Raw genomic sequence first — 21,055 nt, forward strand, 5'->3', positions numbered from 1 at the left:
CTTTAAAGACTACTTTTGAAGCTATACACACACCGCAATTTAATTAAATTGCAAGAATTAGGAAAGCGAAAACTTTCCTTTTTTTTATGCCACAAAAAAAGCTGCCTCACTTTTGAGACAGCCTCTTGTTTTTCTAAATCGGGAGATACCGCTGCTATCCCTAACGCGATTCAGAATGAATAGAACATTTACAATTGTTAGATAATACCGAATCTTCTTTTAACCCATCTTTTAAATCTGTCTAAACTTTTGGGTGCAGTCTACTTAATCTTTTGGCTAAAGCCTTTTCCTAATCCATATAAAAAAACCTCCAGTTAAAACTGGAGGCAATTAATTTTATAACAAAAATAAAATTCAATTCGTTAGAATTCGTGCAATTTGTGGCTAAAAACATAATCAATGCTCTCCATACCCAACATCATCCATCTTCCCGCTGAAAACGCGATACTGAATAATAAAATAAACAATCACCAGAAACAAAGCCACAAAAAACCAGCTCAAACCAGCATTCAGTCCATATTCTCCGGCTGCAGTATTGTAAATCGTCAAGGACGGGTTTACTTTATTCGTTGATGGCAGAACATTCGGAAAAATGGAAACCGCTGTTGAGGCAAATCCACCCAATAAAAACAAAGTCGAAAACAGAAAACCGTAACCGTCTTTTTTAAAAGTTCGTACTTTAAATAATCCTAAAATCCCAACAAAAGTCAGAATCGGAAAAAACCATAAAATTGGGTTTTCTACAAAATTATGAAACGGTTTAGGCTCAATAAAATGCCAGACCTGCAGTGAAATAAAAACCAGAACCAGCAAAACAATATTCAGTTTAAAAACCACATTTTTAAGCTTCGGATTTAATGAAGAATTGGTTTTGTAAATAATCCAGTTTGCACCATGAATGGTCAGCGCCACGACACTTACAATTCCAAGGAAAAGTGTAAACCAATCGATAATCCCCAATTCATTTGCCTGTGGGCTAAAAGTTGGATTCCATAAGGGCAGAAAGAAATAATGTGCTTCCTGCGTCGAAACGCCATTTTGAACCATTCCGAGGTTTACACCACGAACGATATTTCCCAGCGCAATTCCGAAGAAAAGTGCCAAAAGCAAACTCGCTATTCCGAAAGCTTTGTCCCAAATCGCCTCCCACATATGATGGTGCACCTGTCCGCGCATTTCCAATCCGATGGCGCGGAAAATCAAAAGCCATAAAATCATAATCAAAGGCAGGTAAAATCCACTGAAAGACGATGCATATAAAGTGGGGAATGCAAAAAACAAAACGCCTCCGGCAGCAATAAGCCAGACTTCATTGGCATCCCAAAAAGGTCCAATGGAGTTTGTAATAACTTTTTTATCTCTTTCTGTTTTCGCAAAAAATAAATGAATAATTCCTGCACCAAAATCATAACCGTCCAATACCAGATAAACAGCCAGGATTCCCATTAAAACTACGTACCAAAAAAATTCCATACTTATATTTTTTCTGTTGAAAGTTCCACATGATGCGGTCCTTTATTGATAATTTTTCCAACCAAAAGCAAAAACAGCATTCCAAGCAATAAATACAACCCTATAAAACCCAATAAAGTAAACAAGGTATTTCCGGAGGAGACCGTTGGCGAAGCACCCGATGCTGTTCGCATTAAATTATAAACAAGCCAGGGCTGTCTTCCCAATTCGGCAGTGTACCAGCCTGTAGTATTGGCTATATAGGGAAATGGCATCATAAACATCAGCGACCATAAAATCCATTTGGTTTCAAACAATTTTCCTCTGATTAGCTGAAAAAGCGAAAGGATCATCAAACCGATAAATACGGTTCCGAGTCCTACCATAATGTGATACGCATAATACAATCCCGAAATATTGGTTGGATGCAAGTCTTCTTCAAACTGATCTAAGCCCTGGATTTCCTGATTCCAGTTTCCATAGGTCAGGAAACTCAGGATATTGGGAACGGCTATTTTATTGTCGAGTTTTTTGTCTTTTACATCGGGCTGTCCTATTAAGACAATTTCAGAACCTTTTTTCTCTGTGTGAAAAATTCCTTCCATAGCCGCAAAAGTCACTGGCTGGTATTTCACCACGTTTTTAGCCAGTAAATCACCTGTTGGAACGGCAACGATGATACTCGAAATCAATCCGAAAATGACTCCGGTTTTTAAAAACAATTTCCCAAAAGAAACATTTTTTCTGCTTAAAATATAAAAAGCACCAATTCCGGCAACCACAAATGAACTCGTTACCAAAGAAGCCGCCTGATTATGCAGATAAGAAGGCCACAACCATGGATTTAAAAACAAGGCTTTAAAATTCGTTAGTACAAATTTTCCGTTTTCCAAAATTTCATAGCCTACCGGATTCTGCATCCACGAATGTGTAGCAATGATTAAATAGCCGCTAGCCCAGGAGCCAATCATAATCAACAATCCGGTTACAAAATGCCATTTATGTCCAAGAAGTTTTTCTCCAAATAAAAAGATACCGAGAAAAGAAGATTCGAGAAAGAAAGAAAACATCCCTTCCATAGCAAGAGTTTGTCCAATAATCCCACCCGTTAATTCGGAGAATTTAGCCCAATTAGTTCCAAACTGAAATTCCATCGGAATTCCGGTTACAACTCCCATTGCAAAATTCAGGGCGAAGATTTTCATCCAGAAATGCGTGGCATGATTGTATTGTTCGTTATTAGTTTTAAGATATTTCCACTTAAAGTAAACAATAATGAGCGAAAGACCCATTGTAAGCTGTGGAAAAAGATAATGAAAAGTAATGGTGAAGGCAAATTGCATTCGGTCATAAAAGAGCATTTCTTCCATAAGGTAATTTATTTATGAAGTTCCACAAATTTACCCATTAAAACCCGAATTGCTGTCCTGCAAAACCAGTTTATTTATAAATTTTTAAACCCTATGAGTAAATATAATTTTACGCAAAATCTAAAATGAACTTATATCACTTATATGGTGAAATTATTTAAAGTTTTTTCTGCAAAACCAGATTTCTGTAACATTAGTCACTTACTTTAGCCCAAAACAAACTTACCTTTGTCATCCAATTATTTACTAAGAGAATCATGAAAATAGAACAAATTTACACCGGATGTCTCGCACAGGGTGCATACTATATTACTTCAAATGGAGAGGCTGCCATTATTGATCCACTTCGTGAAATTCAGCCTTATCTGGATCGTTTAGAGCGCGATGAGGTTAAATTGAAATATATTTTTGAAACGCATTTCCACGCCGATTTCGTTTCCGGTCATCTTGATCTAAGCAAAGAAACCCTGGCTCCAATAGTGTACGGACCAAATGCTAAACCTGAATTTGAATGTATTGTCGCAACAGACGGACAGGAATTTAAAATAGGTGACATTACGATCAAAGCACTACATACCCCAGGGCATACTATGGAGAGCACCACTTATTTACTAATAGATGAAAACGGAAAAGATCATGCAATTTTCTCCGGTGATACTTTATTTATTGGCGATGTAGGCCGTCCGGACTTGGCTCAAAAAGCAGCCGGAATGACTCAGGATCAATTGGCCGGCATTTTATTTCATTCGTTAAGAGATAAAATTATGCCTTTGGCTGATGATGTTATTGTTTACCCTGCACACGGTGCCGGAAGTGCCTGCGGAAAAAATATGAGTAAAGAAACTGTCTCTACTATCGGAAATCAAAAAGCAACCAATTATGCTTTGCGGGAAAATATGACGGAAGCCGAATTCATCAAAGAGGTTACAGATGGCTTGCTGCCTCCCCCAGCCTATTTCAGTATGAATGTGGCGATGAACAAAAAAGGATATGAAAGCTTCGAAACGGTTTTGCATAACGGAATGAAAGCCATTGATGTAAAAGATTTTGAAGCTGTAGCAGAAGAAACCGGAGCATTAATTTTAGATACCAGAAGTGCAGCAGATTTCAGCAAAGGATTCATTCCACAATCTATCAACATTGGAATCAACGGCGATTTTGCGCCCTGGGTTGGCACTTTGATTGCGAATGTAAAGCAGCCGATTATTCTGGTTACAGAAATTGGCACGGAAGAAGAAACTGTAACCCGTTTAAGCCGTGTAGGTTTTGATACCATTATAGGACATTTGGAAGGTGGTTTTGAAGCCTGGCAAAAAGCAGGGTTTGAAACAGATGCTGTAAACCGAATTTCCGCAGAACAATTTGCAAACGAAGCTGACATCAAAAAAGACAAAATAATTGATGTTCGAAAAGAAACCGAATACGAAGCTGAACATGTCGAAGATTCATACAGCAAACCTCTGGCTTATATTAATGACTGGGTAAAAGATATTGACCCTAAGGAACATTTTTACCTGCATTGTGCGGGAGGCTACAGAAGTATGATTGCCGCATCTATTTTACAGGCACGCGGTTTCAGAAATTTTACCGAAATTGAAGGCGGTTTTGGAGCAATTGCAAAAACCAATATCCCAAAATCAGACTTTGTTTGTCAAAGCAAAACTCTAAAATCATAAACATAAAAAATAAATTTCCACCATATATGATATTAGTTCATATTAGTTAACTCAATTAAAGCTTGCTTATATTTACTTATATCACATATATGGTTCAAAACATTTTAAACATGAGCATATTAGAAATCATTAAAGAACCATGGCCTTGGTACGTTGCCGGTCCGTTAGTCGGATTAACTGTACCTATATTATTAATTATCGGAAATAAATCTTTCGGAATCAGTTCCTCATTGCGCCATATTTGCGCTGCATGTATTCCTGCTAATATTTCCTTTTTTAAATACAACTGGAAAAAAGAAAGCTGGAATTTATTTTTCGTTCTAGGAATATTTTTTGGTGGTGTTATCGCTGCTTATTTCCTGTCAAATCCAAACGCTGTTGTAATCACTCCCGAATTGTCAGCAAAATTAGCCAATTACGGAATCACAGATCACACCGGTTTAGTTCCGTCGCAATTATTTTCTTGGGAAAGTTTACTAACGCTACGCGGATTCATCATGATTGTCCTAGGTGGATTTTTAGTAGGTTTCGGAACCCGTTATGCAGGAGGCTGTACAAGCGGACATGCCATCATGGGATTATCAAATCTGCAATGGCCGTCGTTAGTCGCTACAATCTGTTTTATGATTGGCGGTTTTATAATGTCACTTTTGATTTTGCCTTATATTCTTTCACTTTAAAATTTTAAAAAATGAGTTTAGAAAATAAAAATACAGACAGCGAAGGAATCAACGCAAGTCAGCAAAATGAATCCGTATTCGGAAACCTAAAATATTTAATCGTTGGGATTTTTTTCGGAATTATATTTGTAAAAGCCGAAATCATCAGCTGGTTTCGCATTCAGGAAATGTTCCGTTTAGAGTCATTTCATATGTATGGTGTAATTGGAAGCGCAGTTGCTGTCGGATTACTATCAGTGCAATTGATTAAAAAATTCAATATAAAAACGTTACAAGGAGAAAAAATCGAAATCCAGCCGAAAACTTTCAACAAGGGACAAATTTACGGCGGATTGTTATTCGGCTTCGGATGGGCCATTACCGGAGCTTGTCCGGGACCATTGTTCGCCCAAATTGGTACAGGTGCAACAGTGATTGTTGTAACTTTAGTAAGTGCAATTGCCGGAACCTGGGTTTATGGTTTAATAAAAGACAAACTTCCTCATTAAAATTGGTTTCAGGTTTTATTTGTTTCAGGTTTCAAGTTGATTTAAACGCAAAGCATACTAAAATATACATAAAGTTCGCAAAGTTATTTACAAAGCTTTGCGAACTTTGCGCTTTATAAAAGTCTACATTATTAAAAACCTTGCGCACTTTGCGGTTAAATATCTTCAAAGTCAATCAACTTGAAACTTGAAACCTAAAACAATAAAAACTAGATTTTTTTCTTCATCAATTTTTAATTTCCTTTCGCTAAGTTTGCTATAAAGATCATTTTCCCCCAAAAAAAAACATAAAAGCCAAAATATGAACCGTTCCGAACAATTATCAAAACTACAAAGCACACAAAATTGGGACGTAATAATCATTGGCGGAGGCGCAAGCGGTCTCGGAACAGCGCTTGATGCAGCAAGTCGTGGTTACAAAACTATATTGCTGGAAGCTGTTGATTTTGCAAAAGGAACTTCAAGCAGAAGTACAAAACTCGTACATGGCGGAGTTCGTTATTTAGCCCAAGGCGATGTGCATCTGGTACGTGAAGCGTTAAAAGAAAGAGGTTTGCTGGCTCAAAACGCAGGACATTTGGTTAAAAACCAATCGTTTGTTATTCCAAATTACAATCGATGGAGCGGTTATTTTTATACTATCGGCTTAAAAATTTATGACTTATTGGCGGGCAGCTTAAGTTTAGGCGCTTCAAAATATATCTCAAAGGAAAAAACCATCGAAATGCTTCCAAATGTTCAGGAAAAAGGACTGGCAAACGGCGTAATCTATCATGACGGACAATTTGATGATTCGCGATTAGCCATCAATCTTGCACAGACAGCTGTAGAAAAAGGTGCATGCGTTATCAATTATATAAAGGTTGTTAATCTAATAAAAGATGATACGGAAACGGTTATTGGCGTACAGGCAATCGATCAGGAAACAGGAACTCAATACGACATAAAAGGTTCCGCCATCATAAATGCTACTGGCGTTTTTACAAATGCAATAATGAAGCTCAATGATAAAGTGTATAAAAAATATATCGTTCCGAGTCAGGGAATCCATCTGGTGTTTGACAAATCATTTTTACCCGGCGATCATGCTTTAATGATTCCGAAAACAAAAGACGGAAGGGTTTTATTTGCAGTCCCGTGGCATAACCGCATCGTGGTTGGGACCACAGATACTTTAATAAAAAGCCACAGTTTAGAACCTGTTGCCCTGGAAAGTGAGATTCAATTTGTTCTTGAAACAGCTCAACGTTTTTTAGCCAAAAAACCAACACGAGCAGATGTATTATCGGTTTTTGCAGGTTTACGTCCGTTGGCAGCACCTAAAGAAGAGGGCAAAAGTACCAAAGAGGTTTCCAGAAGCCATAAAATCGTGGTTTCTAAAACGGGATTAATCACGATTACCGGCGGAAAATGGACCACATATAGAAAAATGGCTGAGGAAATTATTGACAAAGCCATCAAAACAGGAAAATTACCTAAAAAAGATTGTGTCACTGAACATCTTTCCATTCACGGAAACAAACTCACCACTACTGCTGATCGGGAAAATCACCTTTACATTTATGGCTCAGATATTCCTCAAATAACCCAATTACAAAAAAGTGAACCTGAACTAAATGAAAAACTTCATCCCAACCACGAATTCACTATAGCAGAAGTGGTTTGGGCAATCCGTTATGAAATGGCCAGAAATGTCGATGATATTCTGGCAAGACGTGTCCGTTTATTATTCTTAGATGCGAGGGCGGCAATTGAGTCTTCAGAAAAAGCGGCACGATTAATTGCGAAAGAACTCGGACATGATGAAATCTGGATTGCTAAGGAAATTTCAGATTTTAAAAAAATATCTAAAGGATATCTCTTATCTGAATTTCAACCAGACAATCTGTAAAACAAACACTTAAAAACACAGATTACTTTCTAAATAGAACTTATTTATTAATTATCTTTAATCAATATTTCAGATTAAAAAAATTACATTACATTTATACTAATTATATAGAATTTATATACAAATTACCGGTTTTAATTTTATTAACGAAAAATTAACACCACATTTGTATATACAACTATTAAAAGCAATACATTTGTATATACAAATTATACACTTGCAACTATGACAATTGAAGAGGTTATAAAAAGTACTGTTAAGCTGGATAATGCGAAAAAAGTTATTCTGAATATCATGTATACGCAAAATGTAATTCAGGATCATTTCAATGAGTTGATAAAACCGTATGATCTGTCCGGTGAACAATATAATGTATTACGGATATTAAGAGGGCAAAAAGGAAATCCTGCAAACATGTGTGTGATACAGGAACGTATGCTTGCGAAAACCAGCAACACAACCCGATTGGTTGATAAATTGCTATTAAAAGAGTATGTAACCCGAAATGTATGCCCGGGAAACAGAAGAAAAATTGAAGTTTTAATCACCCAAAAAGGACTGGATGTTTTAAAAGAATTAGATCCAAAAGTAGATGCACATGAGCGTGAATTTGCTGCCAATATAAGCCCTGAAGAATTAGAATTATTAAACCTATTATTAGAGAAATACAGAACCCAAGAAAATTAATATTATGAGTACATTATTAGACAATTTAAACTGGAGATATGCAACTAAAAAATTTGATGCAACCAAAAAAATCTCAGAATCAGATTTAAATACATTAAAAGAAGCTGTCAGATTAAGCGCTTCTTCATACGGATTACAGCCATTTAAAGTGGTTATTGTAGAAAATCCGGAATTAAGAGAAAAATTAAAAGCCGAAGCCTGGGGGCAAACTCAAATCACAGATGCTTCTCACCTTTTCATTTTTGCAAATGATGTATCTCTTGATGCAAATTCGGTTGATGCATATATGAAAAACATCAACGAAACCAGAGGTGTCCCGGTTGAAGCTTTAGAAGGATTCAGCGGTATGATCAAAGGACAGATTGCAGGTTTATCAAACGATGCAAAAAACGTATGGACTGCTAAACAAACTTATATTGCTTTAGGAACATTGTTAAGCGCAGCAGCCGAATTAAAAATTGACACTACGCCAATGGAAGGTTTTAGCCCTGCAGCATTCAATGAAATTTTAGGTTTGGACAAATTAGGCTTAAATGCAGCAGTTGTTGCAACTATTGGTTACAGACATGATGAGGACGACGCTCAGCATTATAAAAAAGTTAGAAAATCTCAGGAAGAATTATTTATCACACTTTAATTATTTAATAACAATCAAAATCATTTTACAACATGAAAAATTTAAAAACAATTGCAATAGCATTATTCGTAGCAGTGGCTGGTGTTTCAGTAAACGCACAAACTAAAAAAATCGATGTGAAAACATCTACTATCAAATGGGTAGGTAAAAAAGTAACCGGAGAGCACTCTGGAACTGTAAACTTCAAAGAAGGAGCTTTAGTTTTCAAAGGAAAAAAATTAACTGGAGGAAGTTTTACAGTTGATATGACTTCATTAACTGCAACTGATTTGACAGGAGAATACCAGGGAAAATTAAATGGTCACTTAAAAGCTGACGATTTCTTCGGAACTGACAAATACCCAACTTCAAAATTAGTTTTCAAAACAATTGGTGCTAAATCAGCTGATGTTTACACTGTAACTGCTGACTTAACTATTAAAGGAATCACTAAACCTGTAACTTTTGACATCGCTGTAAAAGGAAATACCGCAACAACTGAATTTAAAGTTGACAGAACTAAATATGATATCAAATACAACTCTGGTAACTTCTTCCAGAATTTAGGAGACAAAACAATCAATGACGATTTTGAATTGGCTGTAACTTTAAAATTCTAATATTTCAGACTTACTAATTTGAAATTTATAAAACCCCAACATTTAAATTGTTGGGGTTTCTTTTTTAAACACAAAAATAATGTTCTTAATATTCAGATAACTCTTTCATAACAAAACACTTAATTTTGATTAACATTCTGCTTCTAATTTTGATCTCGTTAAAAACAATAAAAATCACAAACTAGAAATCAAAGTTATAGTTATGAAAACTAAATTACTCATTGTCATTATACTACTTATAAACACTTTTAATCTTCAGGCACAACAAAAAGGAATAACAGGAACATCCAACTGGATGAATAACTGGACTAACTTTAAACCAGCAGCCATAGAATATAACGAAGCAACAAATATAATTGCCGGAACGATTGACAAAGATTCCAGACTAACGAAAAGTAATACTTATCAGCTGGTTGGTATCGTTTATGTAACTAATAATGCTGTACTTACAATTGAACCCGGAACAGTTATCAGAGGCGACGACAAAACCTGTGGTACATTAGTAATTACAAATGGTGCAAAAATAGTTGCAGAAGGTTTAGAAACAGATCCCATTATTTTTACTTCTAATAAAGAAACGACTGAAAGAAGACCTGGCGATTGGGGCGGAATCATCATTATGGGAAAAGCGCCTATCAATAAACTTGGCGGCATAAGTACACTGCCCTTCAACTTAGACCTAATATTAAATCATTATGGAGGACAGGACGCAGAAGATAATTCAGGAATTCTGAAATATGTTCGTATTGAATATTCGGGCAGAAAATTAAGTGCTTTGAAAGAGCTTAACGGACTTTCACTGGCGGGAGTTGGAAGAAAAACGGTTTTAAGTAATATTCAGATTAGTTTTTCTAATGATGATTCTTTCGAATGTTATGGAGGCGATTTGAATATGAACAACCTGATTTCATACCGAACTACAGATGATGATTTTGATTTTACACAAGGGGCACAAATCAATATCAGCAACAGTATTGCGATCCGTCACCCTTTTTCATCGGATATTTCAGGTTCAAGATGTTTTGAAGCAGATTCATACGACAAAATTGAAAACACAGACGTAACTAAAAAAATGACGCGAATAAATGCCAGCAACATCACTCTTGTAAATCTGGAAGAAAACAATCAGGGACTCGTTCGCGAATCTGCCCATATTGGAGAAAACACTTTCTTCAATTTGACCAATAGTGTTGTGTCAGGTTTCACTCCTTTTATACTTTTAAGTGGAAGTATCGGAAATGGAAATGAGAATTTATCAAAAATTACATTAAAAAATGTGATTGCCAACAATTGTAATGGCGAAATAACAAGCGAATATTCAAGCAATGATCCCGGAATTAAAAACTGGTACAGCAACCCTGAATTTGCTATAGAATTTACAAAATTAAGAAGTGACGAATTATTTGCAACACCTAATATTAAAGGAAATCCGGACTTTAGAATAAAATTGAACAATGCGGTTGCAAGCGGAAAATAAGCAATAAAATCTATGGCGCTTTTTATATATTTAACAAATTTATAAATTAAGAAAAGTTTTTTTTGGGTTTGGATGCATTCTAATTCAAATTACATTTATATATTTGCGGTATCAAAATAAGATTATGAAAATTACAATGAACAATACTTGGTGGTGGAAGAATTTACGTCAAACGTCGTGAACAAAGCTTCCTATGGTATTGTAAACTATAAAATATAAAAGGCTTGTCATCACGACAAGCCTTTTTTTTTGGTCGAAATCAAACTAACAGAAAATATTAAAAATTAAAAACAAAATACATTGAAACCTTTTATACTCAACACACACTACAAACAAATCCTGGCAGACACTATTACGCCGGTAAGTATTTATTTTAAAATCAGAGATAAATTCCCAAATAGTTTACTACTGGAAAGTAGTGACTATCACGGAAATGATAATAGTTTCTCGTATATCTGCTGCAATCCTATCGCAACAATTAAAATCGAAAACGAAGTTATTTCTAAAACTTTTCCTGATGGAACGGGAGAGCAAATTTCAGTTGACGCTTCTACTAACATTCCGGAAGTAATTCAGGAATTTTCAGGTCAGTTCAAATCAGAGAAAAACGATTTTAAGTTTATCAATAATGGTCTGTTCGGATACATTTCTTACGATGCTGTACGTTATTTCGAAAAGGTAGAAATTGCTAAAAAAGATTCAGCAACCTTAATCCCGGATGTTTTTTATGCGGTTTATCAAAACATCATCGCCATCAACCACTTTAAAAACGAAGCGTATATTTTTTGCCATAGTGTCGATGGAAGAAACAATATTTCAGAAATCGAACAATTATTACAATCGAGAAATATAGCTTCTTATAAATTCAGCAAAGAAGGCGAAGGTTTCTCTAACCTTACAGACGAAGAATTCAAACACAATGTAGCTTTGGCTAAAAAACATTGTTTCCGTGGAGACGTTTTCCAATTGGTTCTTTCACGACGTTTCACACAGGGTTTTAAAGGCGATGAATTTAATGTGTATCGTGCTTTAAGGAGCATCAACCCATCCCCGTATTTGTTCTTTTTTGATTATGGCGATTTCAAAATATTTGGGTCTTCACCCGAGGCACAAATTATCGTAAAAAACAGAAAAGCCGAAATCCACCCAATTGCCGGAACTTTCAGAAGAACCGGAAATGATGAAAAAGACGCTGAATTGGCCAAAAAATTATCCGAGGATAAAAAAGAAAACAGCGAGCACGTGATGCTGGTCGATCTGGCAAGAAACGATCTAAGCCGAAACGGTCATGATGTGAACGTAGAAAGATACAGAGAGGTTCAGTTTTTCTCGCATGTAATCCATTTGGTTTCAAAAGTTACCGGACATTTACATGATAAAGCGACAACCATGCAGGTGGTTGCCGACACTTTTCCTGCAGGAACTTTAAGCGGCGCGCCAAAACACAGAGCGATGCAATTGATTGAAGATTACGAAAAAACAAACCGTAATTTCTACGGAGGCGCAATTGGCTTTATGGATTTTGAAGGTAATTTTAATCACGCAATTATGATTCGAACTTTCCTTTCAAAAAACCATCATTTACACTGTCAGGCAGGAGCCGGAATTGTAGCAAGTTCTGATGAAGAAAGTGAAATGCAGGAAGTTTATAATAAATTAAGAGCATTAAATACGGCTTTGGAAATGGCTGAAAAAATATAGTTTAAAAACAGTTTCAAGTTTCTTTGTTTCAAGTTTCAGGTTAACTGTAACGTGAAAACCAGAAACTTGAAACCTGACACGAGGCTTTAGCCAAATTGGCGAAGCAAACAATAAAAACAAAAATAAAGAGATGAAAAAAATATTAGTTATAGACAATTACGATAGTTTCACTTACAACTTAGTACACTATCTGGAAGATTTAAACTGTGAAGTAACCGTTTACAGAAACGATGAATTTGATATTGACGAAATTGGTTCTTTCGATAAAATATTACTTTCACCAGGTCCTGGAATACCGGATGAAGCGGGTTTACTTAAAGATGTAATTCGTAAATATGCCCCAACAAAAAGCATTTTAGGTGTTTGTTTAGGACAGCAGGCAATTGGAGAAGTTTTTGGGGGAACGCTTTCAAATCTTGATAAAGTATACCACGGTGTTGCTACAAATGTAAAAAAAGCAGTTACAGATGAATCATTATTTGATGGTCTGGAAGATGAATTTGAAGTAGGACGTTACCATTCATGGGTTGTGAATGCTGATTTACCGGAAGTTTTAGAAGCTACTTCATTTGAAGAGCACGGTCAGGTAATGTCATTACGCCACAAAACATACGATGTTCGCGGAGTACAATTTCATCCGGAAAGTGTGTTAACACCAAATGGTAAGAGGATTTTAGAAAACTGGATCAAAGATTAATTTTTTGTTCAGGTTTCATGTTTAAAGTTTCAAGATATTGAAGTGTGAAAACTAAAACTTGAAACAAAAAAACTAAAAGTAAAAAAATGAAAACAATATTAAACAAATTAATCAATCACGAAGTGCTTACCAAAGAAGAAGCAAAAAACGTATTGATTAATATCTCAAGTGGTCAGTACAATCCAAGTCAAATTTCGGCTTTTTTGACCGTATTTATGATGAGAAGCATTACGATTGATGAACTTTCAGGTTTTCGTGAAGCTTTGTTAGAATTATGCATCCGCGTTGATTTATCAGCTTACAACACCATCGATTTGTGCGGAACAGGCGGTGACGGAAAAGATACTTTCAATATTTCAACTTTGGCCTCTTTTGTCTCGGCAGGTGCCGGAATAAAAGTTGCCAAACATGGAAACTATGGCGTTTCATCCATTTCAGGATCAAGCAACGTGATGGAAAAAATGGGAATTAAATTCAGTAATGATCCTTCTTTTTTAGAAAAATGTATGGATCAGGCCGGAATTTGTGTTTTACATGCTCCCCTTTTCCACCCTGCAATGAAACATGTAGGTCCAATCCGAAAAGAACTGGCAGTAAAAACATTCTTTAATATGTTGGGACCAATGGTAAATCCAGCATTTCCACAAAATCAATTGGTTGGAGTTTTCAACTTAGAATTGGCAAGAATGTATGCGTATTTGTACCAAAGCACAGATGTCAACTTTACTATTTTGCATTCGCTTGACGGATATGACGAAATTTCCTTAACTGGTCCAACGAAAATTATTACCAGTAACATGGAAGGAATGTTAAACCCGGAAGATTTTGGTGTTCGTCTTTTATCACAAAACGAAATCGAAGGCGGAAAAACCATCGAAGAATCTGCAGCAATTTTCACTAATATCATTTCCGGAAAAGGAACTGAGGCTCAAAATAATGTAGTCTTAACCAATGCTGCAATGGCGATTGCAACAGTTACGAAATGTTCTCCACTGGAAGGATTTGAATTAGCAAAAGAGAGTTTGTTTTCAGGAAAGGGATTAGTAGCTTTGAATAAATTAATTTCTTTATCCAGCTAAAAAATGAAATTATGAGCTACGAAAACAAAAAAGCTGCAATTGATGCTATAAAATCACAAGTTGCTACTTTTGGAGAACTGAGTGTTGAACAAAAAAGAAAAATAAATTACAAATTCAGACTAGAATGGAACTATAATTCCAATAGCATGGAAGGTAACACTCTTACCATCGAAGAAACTCGTAGCGTTATGGTAGGGAATCTGACAGTTAATGATAAACCTCTAAAAGATATTTTTGAAATGCAGGGTCATGACAAAGTGATTACTGAGATTTTAAAAATTGGCAAAGGCGAATTAAGACTTTCCGAAAAAAGGATTAAGGAAATCCATTCTGGCATTATGCACGAAGAAAATCCAAAGTCTAAAAATAAAATTGGACAATGGAAAGAAAAAGCTAACGAGATCATTAATTCTAAAGGAGAAAAATATTCATTTGTTGCTCCGGAAGAAGTACCTGATAAAATTCATGCTCTTTTAAACAAAACCAATGCTGCTATTGATGCGATTAACGCTAATAAAAAAAATGCACCACATCCTATTGATGTAGCAATGGATTTTCATTTGGAATATTTAGACATTCATCCTTTTTATGATGGCAATGGAAGAACAGCCAGAATATTAACGAATTTGATTCTTATTTCATTAGGTTATAATCCATTTTGGATCAATGAAAAAGACCGTTCAATTTATTATAATTACATCAGCGATATTCAGGGTTATGGTGGTTCTAGAGAACTGTTTTTTGAATACTGTGCAGGATTGATTGAGCGTTCTGAGCAATTGGTCTTAAATGCAATTCAGGATATTGATATTGAAGAGGAAGATGATTTGCACAAAGAGATTAGTTTATTAAAACGACAACTTGAAGGTGAAAGTTTTACAAAGTCACCAAAAAATATTTATGAGATTTTCCAATTCATAAATTCAGATGTTTGGAACCCATTAGCTGTTGTTATAAATCAATTTGATGATTTATTTAGTGAGGGTAAAACAAAACATTCGGTTAATCATCAAAATGAAAAATTTCCAACAAAATCAATATTATCCTCATTCGTAAATCCATTTGAAAAATCAACTGAGCCTACTGAAATTAAAATATTTGGACATAACGTTTATGAAACAGATATATATGAAATAGAATGGCATCATACCAAATATGGTCTAAAAAAAGCTCAGAACAATAATATTTATGAAATAATTTTTTCTCTTTCTTTTGAAGCAACAAATTATAATATAAGACTTTATGTTAATCATAGTGAAGTTTGGGAAAGCAACTATGCCTACAATGAATTCCCTCATAAAGAAACCATCGAACAAGTAAAAAAAGATTTAGGGAAAAATTTAATTGAGCGTATCAGAAATGATATTAAATAATTGGAAAATTGTAAAAATTGTAAAAAATTAAAATGAACATCTTAGACAAAATCATAATAGACAAAAAACAAGAAGTAATTCTTAAAAAATCAATCATTCCGGTTTCACAATTGGAAACTTCTGTTTTTTTTGAAAGAAAAACTATTTCCCTAAGCCAGAAATTAAGGGAAAGCAACTCCGGAATCATAGCAGAGCACAAGCGCCGTTCTCCTTCAAAATCAATAATCAACAACAACTTTACAGTTGAAGAAGTCGTTAAGGGATACGAAGATGCCGGAGCCTGTGGAATTTCAGTTCTGACTGACGGAAAATATTTCGGCGGATCTTTAGACGATTTAATTTTAGCAAGAGCTTCAGTAAATATTCCACTATTGCGAAAAGAATTTATTGTAGATGAATACCAGATTTTAGAAGCAAAAGCCCACGGAGCCGATTTGATTTTGCTGATCGCTGCAGTTTTAACCCGTGAAGAAATCAAATCCTTATCTGAATTTGCTAAAAATTTAGGTTTAGAAGTTTTATTAGAAGTCCACAATCAGGAAGAACTGCAAAAATCAATTATGCCAAGTTTAGACATGATTGGCGTGAATAACCGAAACCTAAAAACTTTTGAAGTAAGTCTGGATTTTAGTAAAGAACTGGCATCTCAAATTCCGAACGAGTTTGTAAAAGTTTCCGAAAGCGGTATTTCGTCTGTAGAAGCCATTAGCGAATTAAAACCTTACGGTTACAAAGGTTTCTTAATTGGAGAAAACTTTATGAAAACCGATAACGCAGGTCTGGCTGCAACAGAATTTATTAATCAGTTATAAAAAGTTGCCACAGATTTCGCAGATTAAAAGGATTTTCAAATCTTAAAATCCTTTTAATCTGTGACAAAAAAATCAACACAAAGCTTTGCGAACTTATCGTTTTTAAACATCATTTAAATCAAAAAACCTTTAGCGCACTTTGCGGTAAAAAAACACAACGAAATGAAACTCAAAATATGCGGCATGAAATATCCCGACAACATCCTCGAAGTAGGTTCTCTCCTGCCCGATTATATGGGATTTATTTTCTGGGATAAATCCGCAAGATATTGTGACGGAAATATTCCGGAGCTCATAAAAACAATTAAAAAAACAGGCGTATTTGTAAACCAGAGCCAGGAAGAGATTCTTGAAAAAGTAGAAAAACACAATTTACAAGCCATTCAGTTACACGGAAATGAATCGGTAGAATTTTGCTCAGAACTTAAACAACAATTACCCCAAAAGACCGAAATCATCAAAGTATTTTCTGCGGATGAAAATTTTGATTTTGAAATTATAAAACCATTTGAAAGTGTAAGTGAATATTTTCTGTTTGATACCAAAGGAAAATTACCCGGCGGCAACGGAACCACTTTTGACTGGACAATATTAAAAAAATACAATTCGAAAAAGCCTTTCTTTTTAAGCGGTGGCATCGGAATGAATGAATTAAAAGCCATTGGAGAAATCTCAAAAAGCAACTTGCCTATTTATGCTGTCGATATAAATAGTAAATTTGAAATCGAACCGGGGCTAAAGAATAAAAATTTATTAAGCAATTTCAAGCGCAAATTTGAAATTGTAAACATTTAAACTTTAAAACAAAATGAATTTTAACGTAGACGAAAAAGGATATTACGGAGAATTTGGAGGAGCTTACATTCCTGAAATGCTCTATCCGAATGTAGAAGAATTACGCCAGAATTATTTAAAAATTACAGCTGAACCTGATTTTAAAGCCGAATTCAACCAATTACTTAAAGATTACGTTGGCCGCCCAAGCCCATTATATTTTGCTAAACGTTTATCTGAAAAATACAATACAAAAGTCTACTTAAAAAGAGAAGACTTAAACCATACCGGAGCGCATAAAGTAAACAATACCATCGGGCAAATATTAGTTGCCAGACGTTTAGGCAAAAAACGAATTATTGCCGAAACCGGTGCTGGTCAACACGGTGTTGCGACAGCAACTGTTTGCGCTTTGATGGGAATGGAATGTATCGTGTACATGGGTGAGATTGACATTGCACGTCAGGCTCCAAACGTAGCCAGAATGAAAATGTTAGGTGCTGAAGTTCGTCCGGCACTTTCGGGTTCAAGAACTTTGAAAGATGCTACAAACGAAGCCATTAGAGACTGGATCAACAATCCGGTTGACACCCATTATATTATCGGATCGGCAATTGGACCTCATCCTTATCCGGATATGGTAACGCGTTTTCAAAGTGTAATTTCAGAGGAAATCAAATGGCAGCTCAAAGAAAAAGAAGGTCGTGAAAATCCTGATTATGTTGTAGCCTGTATCGGTGGAGGAAGTAACGCAGCGGGGACTTATTATCACTTTTTACATGAGCCAGAAGTAGGTATTATCGCAGTCGAAGCAGCCGGAAAAGGTGTCGATAGCGGACACAGTGCCGCAACAAGCAAATTAGGAAAAGTGGGCGTTATCCACGGTTGTAAAACTCTTTTAATGCAAACCACTGACGGACAAATTACAGAACCGTACTCGATTTCTGCAGGTCTGGATTACCCTGGTGTTGGTCCAATGCACGCTCATTTAGCACAAACCGGACGTGGCGAATTTTTCTCAGTAACCGATGACGATGCGATGAATGCAGGTTTACAGCTTACCAAATTAGAAGGAATCATTCCGGCGATTGAGAGCGCACATGCTTTTGCCGTTTTAGACCAAAAGAAATTCAAACCAACTGATATTGTGGTGATCAGTCTTTCGGGTCGTGGAGACAAAGATTTAGACAATTATATTGACTATTTTAAATTGTAATAAAAATTGTATTTTTGGGCGTTACCCAAGGGTCGGGCTGTCCACTAAATCTTTTTTATGGCAGAAAAAGCCATAAAAAAGGATACCGTTCCCATCCCTAACGCAAACAGATAACGAGAAAAATAAAGATTTATGGAACAGATATTCTCCTACGGAACATTACAATCAAAAGAAATTCAGATGCAGGTTTTTAATAAACTGTTGACTGGAACACCAGACCAGTTAACAGGTTATAAACTGAAAGACCTTCAGATAGAAGAAGAATTTGGAATTGAAGACTATTTTGTAGCAACGCCAAGTGAAAATCCATCGGATGCAGTTGACGGTATTGTTTACACTATTTCCAGTGCTGACCTCGCAAAAGCTGATCAATTCGAATCCAATGCTTACAAAAGAGTTCAAATAACACTGAAGTCAGGAGTTGTTGCATGGATTTATATTGAAAATTAATCTGAAAAGAGATTCATTTAATTTGCAGGACTTTCAAAAATCTGGCAGGCTTACATTAACAAAAGACAATACCTACAAGATTTTGGAAACCTTGCAGGAGAAACAAAATATTATTAAAATGAACAGAATAACTCAAAAATTACAAGAAGATAAAAAGATCCTTTCTATTTATTTTTCTGCAGGATATCCAAACTTAAACGATACCGTTCAGATTATTCAGGATTTAGAAAAAAACGGTATAGATTTAATCGAAATTGGGCTACCCTTCAGTGATCCTTTAGCAGACGGACCAACCATTCAGGCAAGTTCAACCTCAGCACTTCATAACGGAATGACCACTCAGCTGCTTTTTGACCAGCTGGCAAACATTCGCGAAAGCGTAAAAATTCCGTTGATTATTATGGGATATTTTAATCCGATGCTGCAATACGGAGTTGAAGCTTTCTGTAAAAAATGCGCGGAAATTGGTATCGACGGTTTAATTATCCCGGATCTTCCGGTTGACGTTTATGCAGACGAATACAAAGCTATTTTCGAAAAATATGGTTTAATCAATGTATTTTTAATTACACCACAAACTTCAGACGAGCGTATTCGTTTTATCGACAGCGTTTCAAATGGATTTATTTATATGGTAAGTTCGGCAAGTGTTACGGGATCACAATCTGGTTTTGGAGATGTTCAGGAAGAATATTTTGAGAGAATTTCAAATCTTAATCTACGGAATCCTCAAATCGTAGGTTTCGGAATTTCGAATAAAGAAACTTTCAGTCAGGCTACAAAATATGCAAAAGGCGCTATTATTGGAAGTGCTTTTATTAAACATTTAAGCGAAAGCGGAAGTGGTAAGATTGAAAAATTTGTTGGTGAGATTCGATAATTTTTTTCTTTTTTATAAAATTGAAACGACATTTATTTTTTAGATGTCGTTTTATATTTAATTATTAAGCTATTAGATTACTATCATAATTTTAAAAACTAATTTAAATTATTCGAATGAAACTAATACTTATAATTACACTTTCATTTATATCAATTATAGGAAATTCGCAGGAAAATCAAAATCATGTTCAAAATGATTCAATATCCTTAGGAAATTGTAAAGAAGGTGAAGATAATGCCAGAGCAGACTTTCAAAAAGGAATTTACAATTCATATGGCTTACAAATAAAAATGACTAGAAAATCTGAAATTGGATTTGATGAATTTTATGAAGATTATCTAAAAAGAAAATATTCAATAAACATATAATATAGAGGTTGTATTATAACAGATTATTCAACTTGTTATTCAAATCTAATGGATAGATTAATACTTGAAAAATTTGGATCTGATATATTTAGAAAAACCGATTAGAAGCTAAAAAAATATTTAATAAAAGCAAATAAAGATAAAGTTGTTTCTTATTTTCTTTTATACAAGTTTATTTAATTCTTTATACCTTTGAATAAAATCAATCATTATGGATTTAGAAGCTCGTAAAATATCATTTGTTCAGGAATTTCTAAGACTTCAAAATGAAGAAGTTATAATTAGACTCGAAAATTTACTTCATGAAAAAAAAACTGAATTATTAGATTTAGAAATGCATCCAATGAGTTTTGATCAATTCAACAGAGAAATTGATCAATCTTTACATGATGCTGAACAAAGTCGAATCGTTCCTGCAAAAGATTTAAAATCAAGAGTTCAAAAATGGGATTAACTGTTTATTGGACTCAATTTGCAGAAGATAAGCTTACAGATATTTTTGAATATTATAAATATAAAGCAGGAGTTAAAGTTGCAAAAAAATTAATTAGTGGTTTAATAGATTGTTCACTTTCACTTGAATATAATGCTTAAGGCGGTCAAAGAGAAGAACTTTTATCTGAAAGAATTCAGGATTTTAGATATTCAGTTTTTAAAAATTACAAAATCATTTACTGGATTGATGAACAAAAAAACATTGTTTATATCGCTAATGTATTTGACACCAGACAAAATCCAGTACAAA

At 34.9% G+C, this 21,055-nt stretch carries 22 protein-coding genes; 20 read left to right on the forward strand and 2 right to left on the reverse strand.

Features of this window, described 5'->3' with window-relative positions:
• Positions 1-396: 396 nt before the first annotated feature.
• Together cydB and K8B81_RS17775 are read right to left on the reverse strand one after the other, a co-directional pair.
• Positions 397-1,473 carry a cytochrome d ubiquinol oxidase subunit II gene (gene cydB, locus K8B81_RS17770; protein WP_223682896.1) on the reverse strand — a complete coding sequence of 359 codons (1,077 nt, stop codon included), beginning with the start codon at positions 1,471-1,473 and terminating at the stop codon, positions 397-399.
• 2 nt (positions 1,474-1,475) lie between these two features.
• The gene (locus K8B81_RS17775; protein WP_223682897.1) at positions 1,476-2,822 is read right to left on the reverse strand and encodes a cytochrome ubiquinol oxidase subunit I; all 1,347 of its coding nucleotides are present in this window, start codon (positions 2,820-2,822) and stop codon (positions 1,476-1,478) included.
• A 257-nt stretch (positions 2,823-3,079) separates the two neighbouring features.
• Between K8B81_RS17775 and K8B81_RS17780 the strand changes: the two genes are divergently transcribed.
• From K8B81_RS17780 to K8B81_RS17875, 20 genes are all read left to right on the forward strand, one after another.
• Positions 3,080-4,498, forward strand: a complete 1,419-nt coding sequence (locus tag K8B81_RS17780; RefSeq protein ID WP_223682898.1) for an MBL fold metallo-hydrolase — start codon at positions 3,080-3,082, stop codon at positions 4,496-4,498.
• Positions 4,499-4,614: 116 nt separating this feature from the next.
• On the forward strand, positions 4,615-5,178 hold the full coding sequence (locus tag K8B81_RS17785; protein ID WP_223682954.1) for a YeeE/YedE family protein: 564 nt from the start codon (positions 4,615-4,617) through the stop codon (positions 5,176-5,178).
• An 11-nt stretch (positions 5,179-5,189) separates the two neighbouring features.
• The gene (locus K8B81_RS17790) at positions 5,190-5,666 is read left to right on the forward strand and encodes a DUF6691 family protein (RefSeq protein ID WP_223682899.1); all 477 of its coding nucleotides are present in this window, start codon (positions 5,190-5,192) and stop codon (positions 5,664-5,666) included.
• A gap of 301 nt (positions 5,667-5,967) precedes the next feature.
• The gene (locus K8B81_RS17795; protein WP_223682900.1) at positions 5,968-7,557 is read left to right on the forward strand and encodes a glycerol-3-phosphate dehydrogenase/oxidase; all 1,590 of its coding nucleotides are present in this window, start codon (positions 5,968-5,970) and stop codon (positions 7,555-7,557) included.
• Between the two features lie 225 nt (positions 7,558-7,782).
• A complete protein-coding gene (locus tag K8B81_RS17800) occupies positions 7,783-8,244 on the forward strand; it encodes a MarR family winged helix-turn-helix transcriptional regulator (protein WP_223682901.1) in 462 nt (153 codons plus the stop codon).
• A 4-nt stretch (positions 8,245-8,248) separates the two neighbouring features.
• The gene (locus K8B81_RS17805) at positions 8,249-8,881 is read left to right on the forward strand and encodes an NAD(P)H-dependent oxidoreductase (protein ID WP_223682902.1); all 633 of its coding nucleotides are present in this window, start codon (positions 8,249-8,251) and stop codon (positions 8,879-8,881) included.
• Positions 8,882-8,913: 32 nt separating this feature from the next.
• Positions 8,914-9,480, forward strand: a complete 567-nt coding sequence (locus K8B81_RS17810) for a YceI family protein (protein ID WP_223682903.1) — start codon at positions 8,914-8,916, stop codon at positions 9,478-9,480.
• A gap of 202 nt (positions 9,481-9,682) precedes the next feature.
• Complete coding sequence (locus tag K8B81_RS17815) at positions 9,683-10,957, forward strand: hypothetical protein (protein ID WP_223682904.1); 1,275 nt, start codon at positions 9,683-9,685, stop codon at positions 10,955-10,957.
• A 300-nt stretch (positions 10,958-11,257) separates the two neighbouring features.
• A complete protein-coding gene (locus tag K8B81_RS17820; protein ID WP_223682905.1) occupies positions 11,258-12,658 on the forward strand; it encodes an anthranilate synthase component I family protein in 1,401 nt (466 codons plus the stop codon).
• Between the two features lie 130 nt (positions 12,659-12,788).
• Positions 12,789-13,355 carry an anthranilate synthase component II gene (locus K8B81_RS17825; RefSeq protein ID WP_223682906.1) on the forward strand — a complete coding sequence of 189 codons (567 nt, stop codon included), beginning with the start codon at positions 12,789-12,791 and terminating at the stop codon, positions 13,353-13,355.
• Between the two features lie 86 nt (positions 13,356-13,441).
• Positions 13,442-14,434, forward strand: coding sequence for an anthranilate phosphoribosyltransferase (trpD, locus tag K8B81_RS17830; protein ID WP_223682907.1), 993 nt, complete (start codon positions 13,442-13,444; stop codon positions 14,432-14,434).
• An 11-nt stretch (positions 14,435-14,445) separates the two neighbouring features.
• Positions 14,446-15,807: a Fic family protein gene (locus K8B81_RS17835; RefSeq protein WP_223682908.1), complete on the forward strand. Its 1,362-nt coding sequence runs from the start codon at positions 14,446-14,448 to the stop codon at positions 15,805-15,807.
• A gap of 32 nt (positions 15,808-15,839) precedes the next feature.
• Positions 15,840-16,619 (forward strand): indole-3-glycerol phosphate synthase TrpC, encoded by a 780-nt coding sequence (trpC, locus tag K8B81_RS17840; RefSeq protein WP_223682909.1) that lies wholly within the window; start codon positions 15,840-15,842, stop codon positions 16,617-16,619.
• 162 nt (positions 16,620-16,781) lie between these two features.
• The gene (locus tag K8B81_RS17845; RefSeq protein WP_223682910.1) at positions 16,782-17,414 is read left to right on the forward strand and encodes a phosphoribosylanthranilate isomerase; all 633 of its coding nucleotides are present in this window, start codon (positions 16,782-16,784) and stop codon (positions 17,412-17,414) included.
• Between the two features lie 13 nt (positions 17,415-17,427).
• Positions 17,428-18,609 (forward strand): tryptophan synthase subunit beta, encoded by a 1,182-nt coding sequence (trpB, locus tag K8B81_RS17850; protein WP_223682911.1) that lies wholly within the window; start codon positions 17,428-17,430, stop codon positions 18,607-18,609.
• Between the two features lie 132 nt (positions 18,610-18,741).
• Complete coding sequence (locus K8B81_RS17855) at positions 18,742-19,059, forward strand: gamma-glutamylcyclotransferase family protein (RefSeq protein ID WP_223682912.1); 318 nt, start codon at positions 18,742-18,744, stop codon at positions 19,057-19,059.
• 118 nt (positions 19,060-19,177) lie between these two features.
• A complete protein-coding gene (trpA, locus tag K8B81_RS17860) occupies positions 19,178-19,939 on the forward strand; it encodes a tryptophan synthase subunit alpha (RefSeq protein WP_223682913.1) in 762 nt (253 codons plus the stop codon).
• A gap of 116 nt (positions 19,940-20,055) precedes the next feature.
• Positions 20,056-20,310 (forward strand): hypothetical protein, encoded by a 255-nt coding sequence (locus tag K8B81_RS17865; RefSeq protein WP_223682914.1) that lies wholly within the window; start codon positions 20,056-20,058, stop codon positions 20,308-20,310.
• A 211-nt stretch (positions 20,311-20,521) separates the two neighbouring features.
• Positions 20,522-20,764, forward strand: coding sequence for a hypothetical protein (locus K8B81_RS17870; protein ID WP_223682915.1), 243 nt, complete (start codon positions 20,522-20,524; stop codon positions 20,762-20,764).
• Positions 20,755-20,904: a type II toxin-antitoxin system RelE/ParE family toxin gene (locus K8B81_RS17875; RefSeq protein ID WP_223682916.1), complete on the forward strand. Its 150-nt coding sequence runs from the start codon at positions 20,755-20,757 to the stop codon at positions 20,902-20,904. Before K8B81_RS17870 ends, K8B81_RS17875 begins: the two co-directional genes overlap by 10 nt.
• The last annotated feature ends 151 nt before the right edge of the window (positions 20,905-21,055 follow it).

Source organism: Flavobacterium hibisci (assembly GCF_020026925.1).
GTDB classification, from domain to species: domain Bacteria; phylum Bacteroidota; class Bacteroidia; order Flavobacteriales; family Flavobacteriaceae; genus Flavobacterium; species Flavobacterium hibisci.

What these genes read in the sequence shown, in the direction of transcription:
- cydB (WP_223682896.1), bottom strand. Translation starts at nt 1,473, where the DNA reads ATGGAATTTTTTTGGTACGTAGTTTTAATGGGAATCCTGGCTGTTTAT.
- K8B81_RS17775 (WP_223682897.1), bottom strand. Translation starts at nt 2,822, where the DNA reads ATGGAAGAAATGCTCTTTTATGACCGAATGCAATTTGCCTTCACCATT.
- K8B81_RS17780 (WP_223682898.1), top strand. Translation starts at nt 3,080, where the DNA reads ATGAAAATAGAACAAATTTACACCGGATGTCTCGCACAGGGTGCATAC.
- K8B81_RS17790 (WP_223682899.1), top strand. Translation starts at nt 5,190, where the DNA reads ATGAGTTTAGAAAATAAAAATACAGACAGCGAAGGAATCAACGCAAGT.
- K8B81_RS17795 (WP_223682900.1), top strand. Translation starts at nt 5,968, where the DNA reads ATGAACCGTTCCGAACAATTATCAAAACTACAAAGCACACAAAATTGG.
- K8B81_RS17800 (WP_223682901.1), top strand. Translation starts at nt 7,783, where the DNA reads ATGACAATTGAAGAGGTTATAAAAAGTACTGTTAAGCTGGATAATGCG.
- K8B81_RS17805 (WP_223682902.1), top strand. Translation starts at nt 8,249, where the DNA reads ATGAGTACATTATTAGACAATTTAAACTGGAGATATGCAACTAAAAAA.
- K8B81_RS17810 (WP_223682903.1), top strand. Translation starts at nt 8,914, where the DNA reads ATGAAAAATTTAAAAACAATTGCAATAGCATTATTCGTAGCAGTGGCT.
- K8B81_RS17815 (WP_223682904.1), top strand. Translation starts at nt 9,683, where the DNA reads ATGAAAACTAAATTACTCATTGTCATTATACTACTTATAAACACTTTT.
- K8B81_RS17825 (WP_223682906.1), top strand. Translation starts at nt 12,789, where the DNA reads ATGAAAAAAATATTAGTTATAGACAATTACGATAGTTTCACTTACAAC.
- trpD (WP_223682907.1), top strand. Translation starts at nt 13,442, where the DNA reads ATGAAAACAATATTAAACAAATTAATCAATCACGAAGTGCTTACCAAA.
- K8B81_RS17835 (WP_223682908.1), top strand. Translation starts at nt 14,446, where the DNA reads ATGAGCTACGAAAACAAAAAAGCTGCAATTGATGCTATAAAATCACAA.
- trpC (WP_223682909.1), top strand. Translation starts at nt 15,840, where the DNA reads ATGAACATCTTAGACAAAATCATAATAGACAAAAAACAAGAAGTAATT.
- K8B81_RS17845 (WP_223682910.1), top strand. Translation starts at nt 16,782, where the DNA reads ATGAAACTCAAAATATGCGGCATGAAATATCCCGACAACATCCTCGAA.
- trpB (WP_223682911.1), top strand. Translation starts at nt 17,428, where the DNA reads ATGAATTTTAACGTAGACGAAAAAGGATATTACGGAGAATTTGGAGGA.
- K8B81_RS17855 (WP_223682912.1), top strand. Translation starts at nt 18,742, where the DNA reads ATGGAACAGATATTCTCCTACGGAACATTACAATCAAAAGAAATTCAG.
- trpA (WP_223682913.1), top strand. Translation starts at nt 19,178, where the DNA reads ATGAACAGAATAACTCAAAAATTACAAGAAGATAAAAAGATCCTTTCT.
- K8B81_RS17865 (WP_223682914.1), top strand. Translation starts at nt 20,056, where the DNA reads ATGAAACTAATACTTATAATTACACTTTCATTTATATCAATTATAGGA.
- K8B81_RS17870 (WP_223682915.1), top strand. Translation starts at nt 20,522, where the DNA reads ATGGATTTAGAAGCTCGTAAAATATCATTTGTTCAGGAATTTCTAAGA.
- K8B81_RS17875 (WP_223682916.1), top strand. Translation starts at nt 20,755, where the DNA reads ATGGGATTAACTGTTTATTGGACTCAATTTGCAGAAGATAAGCTTACA.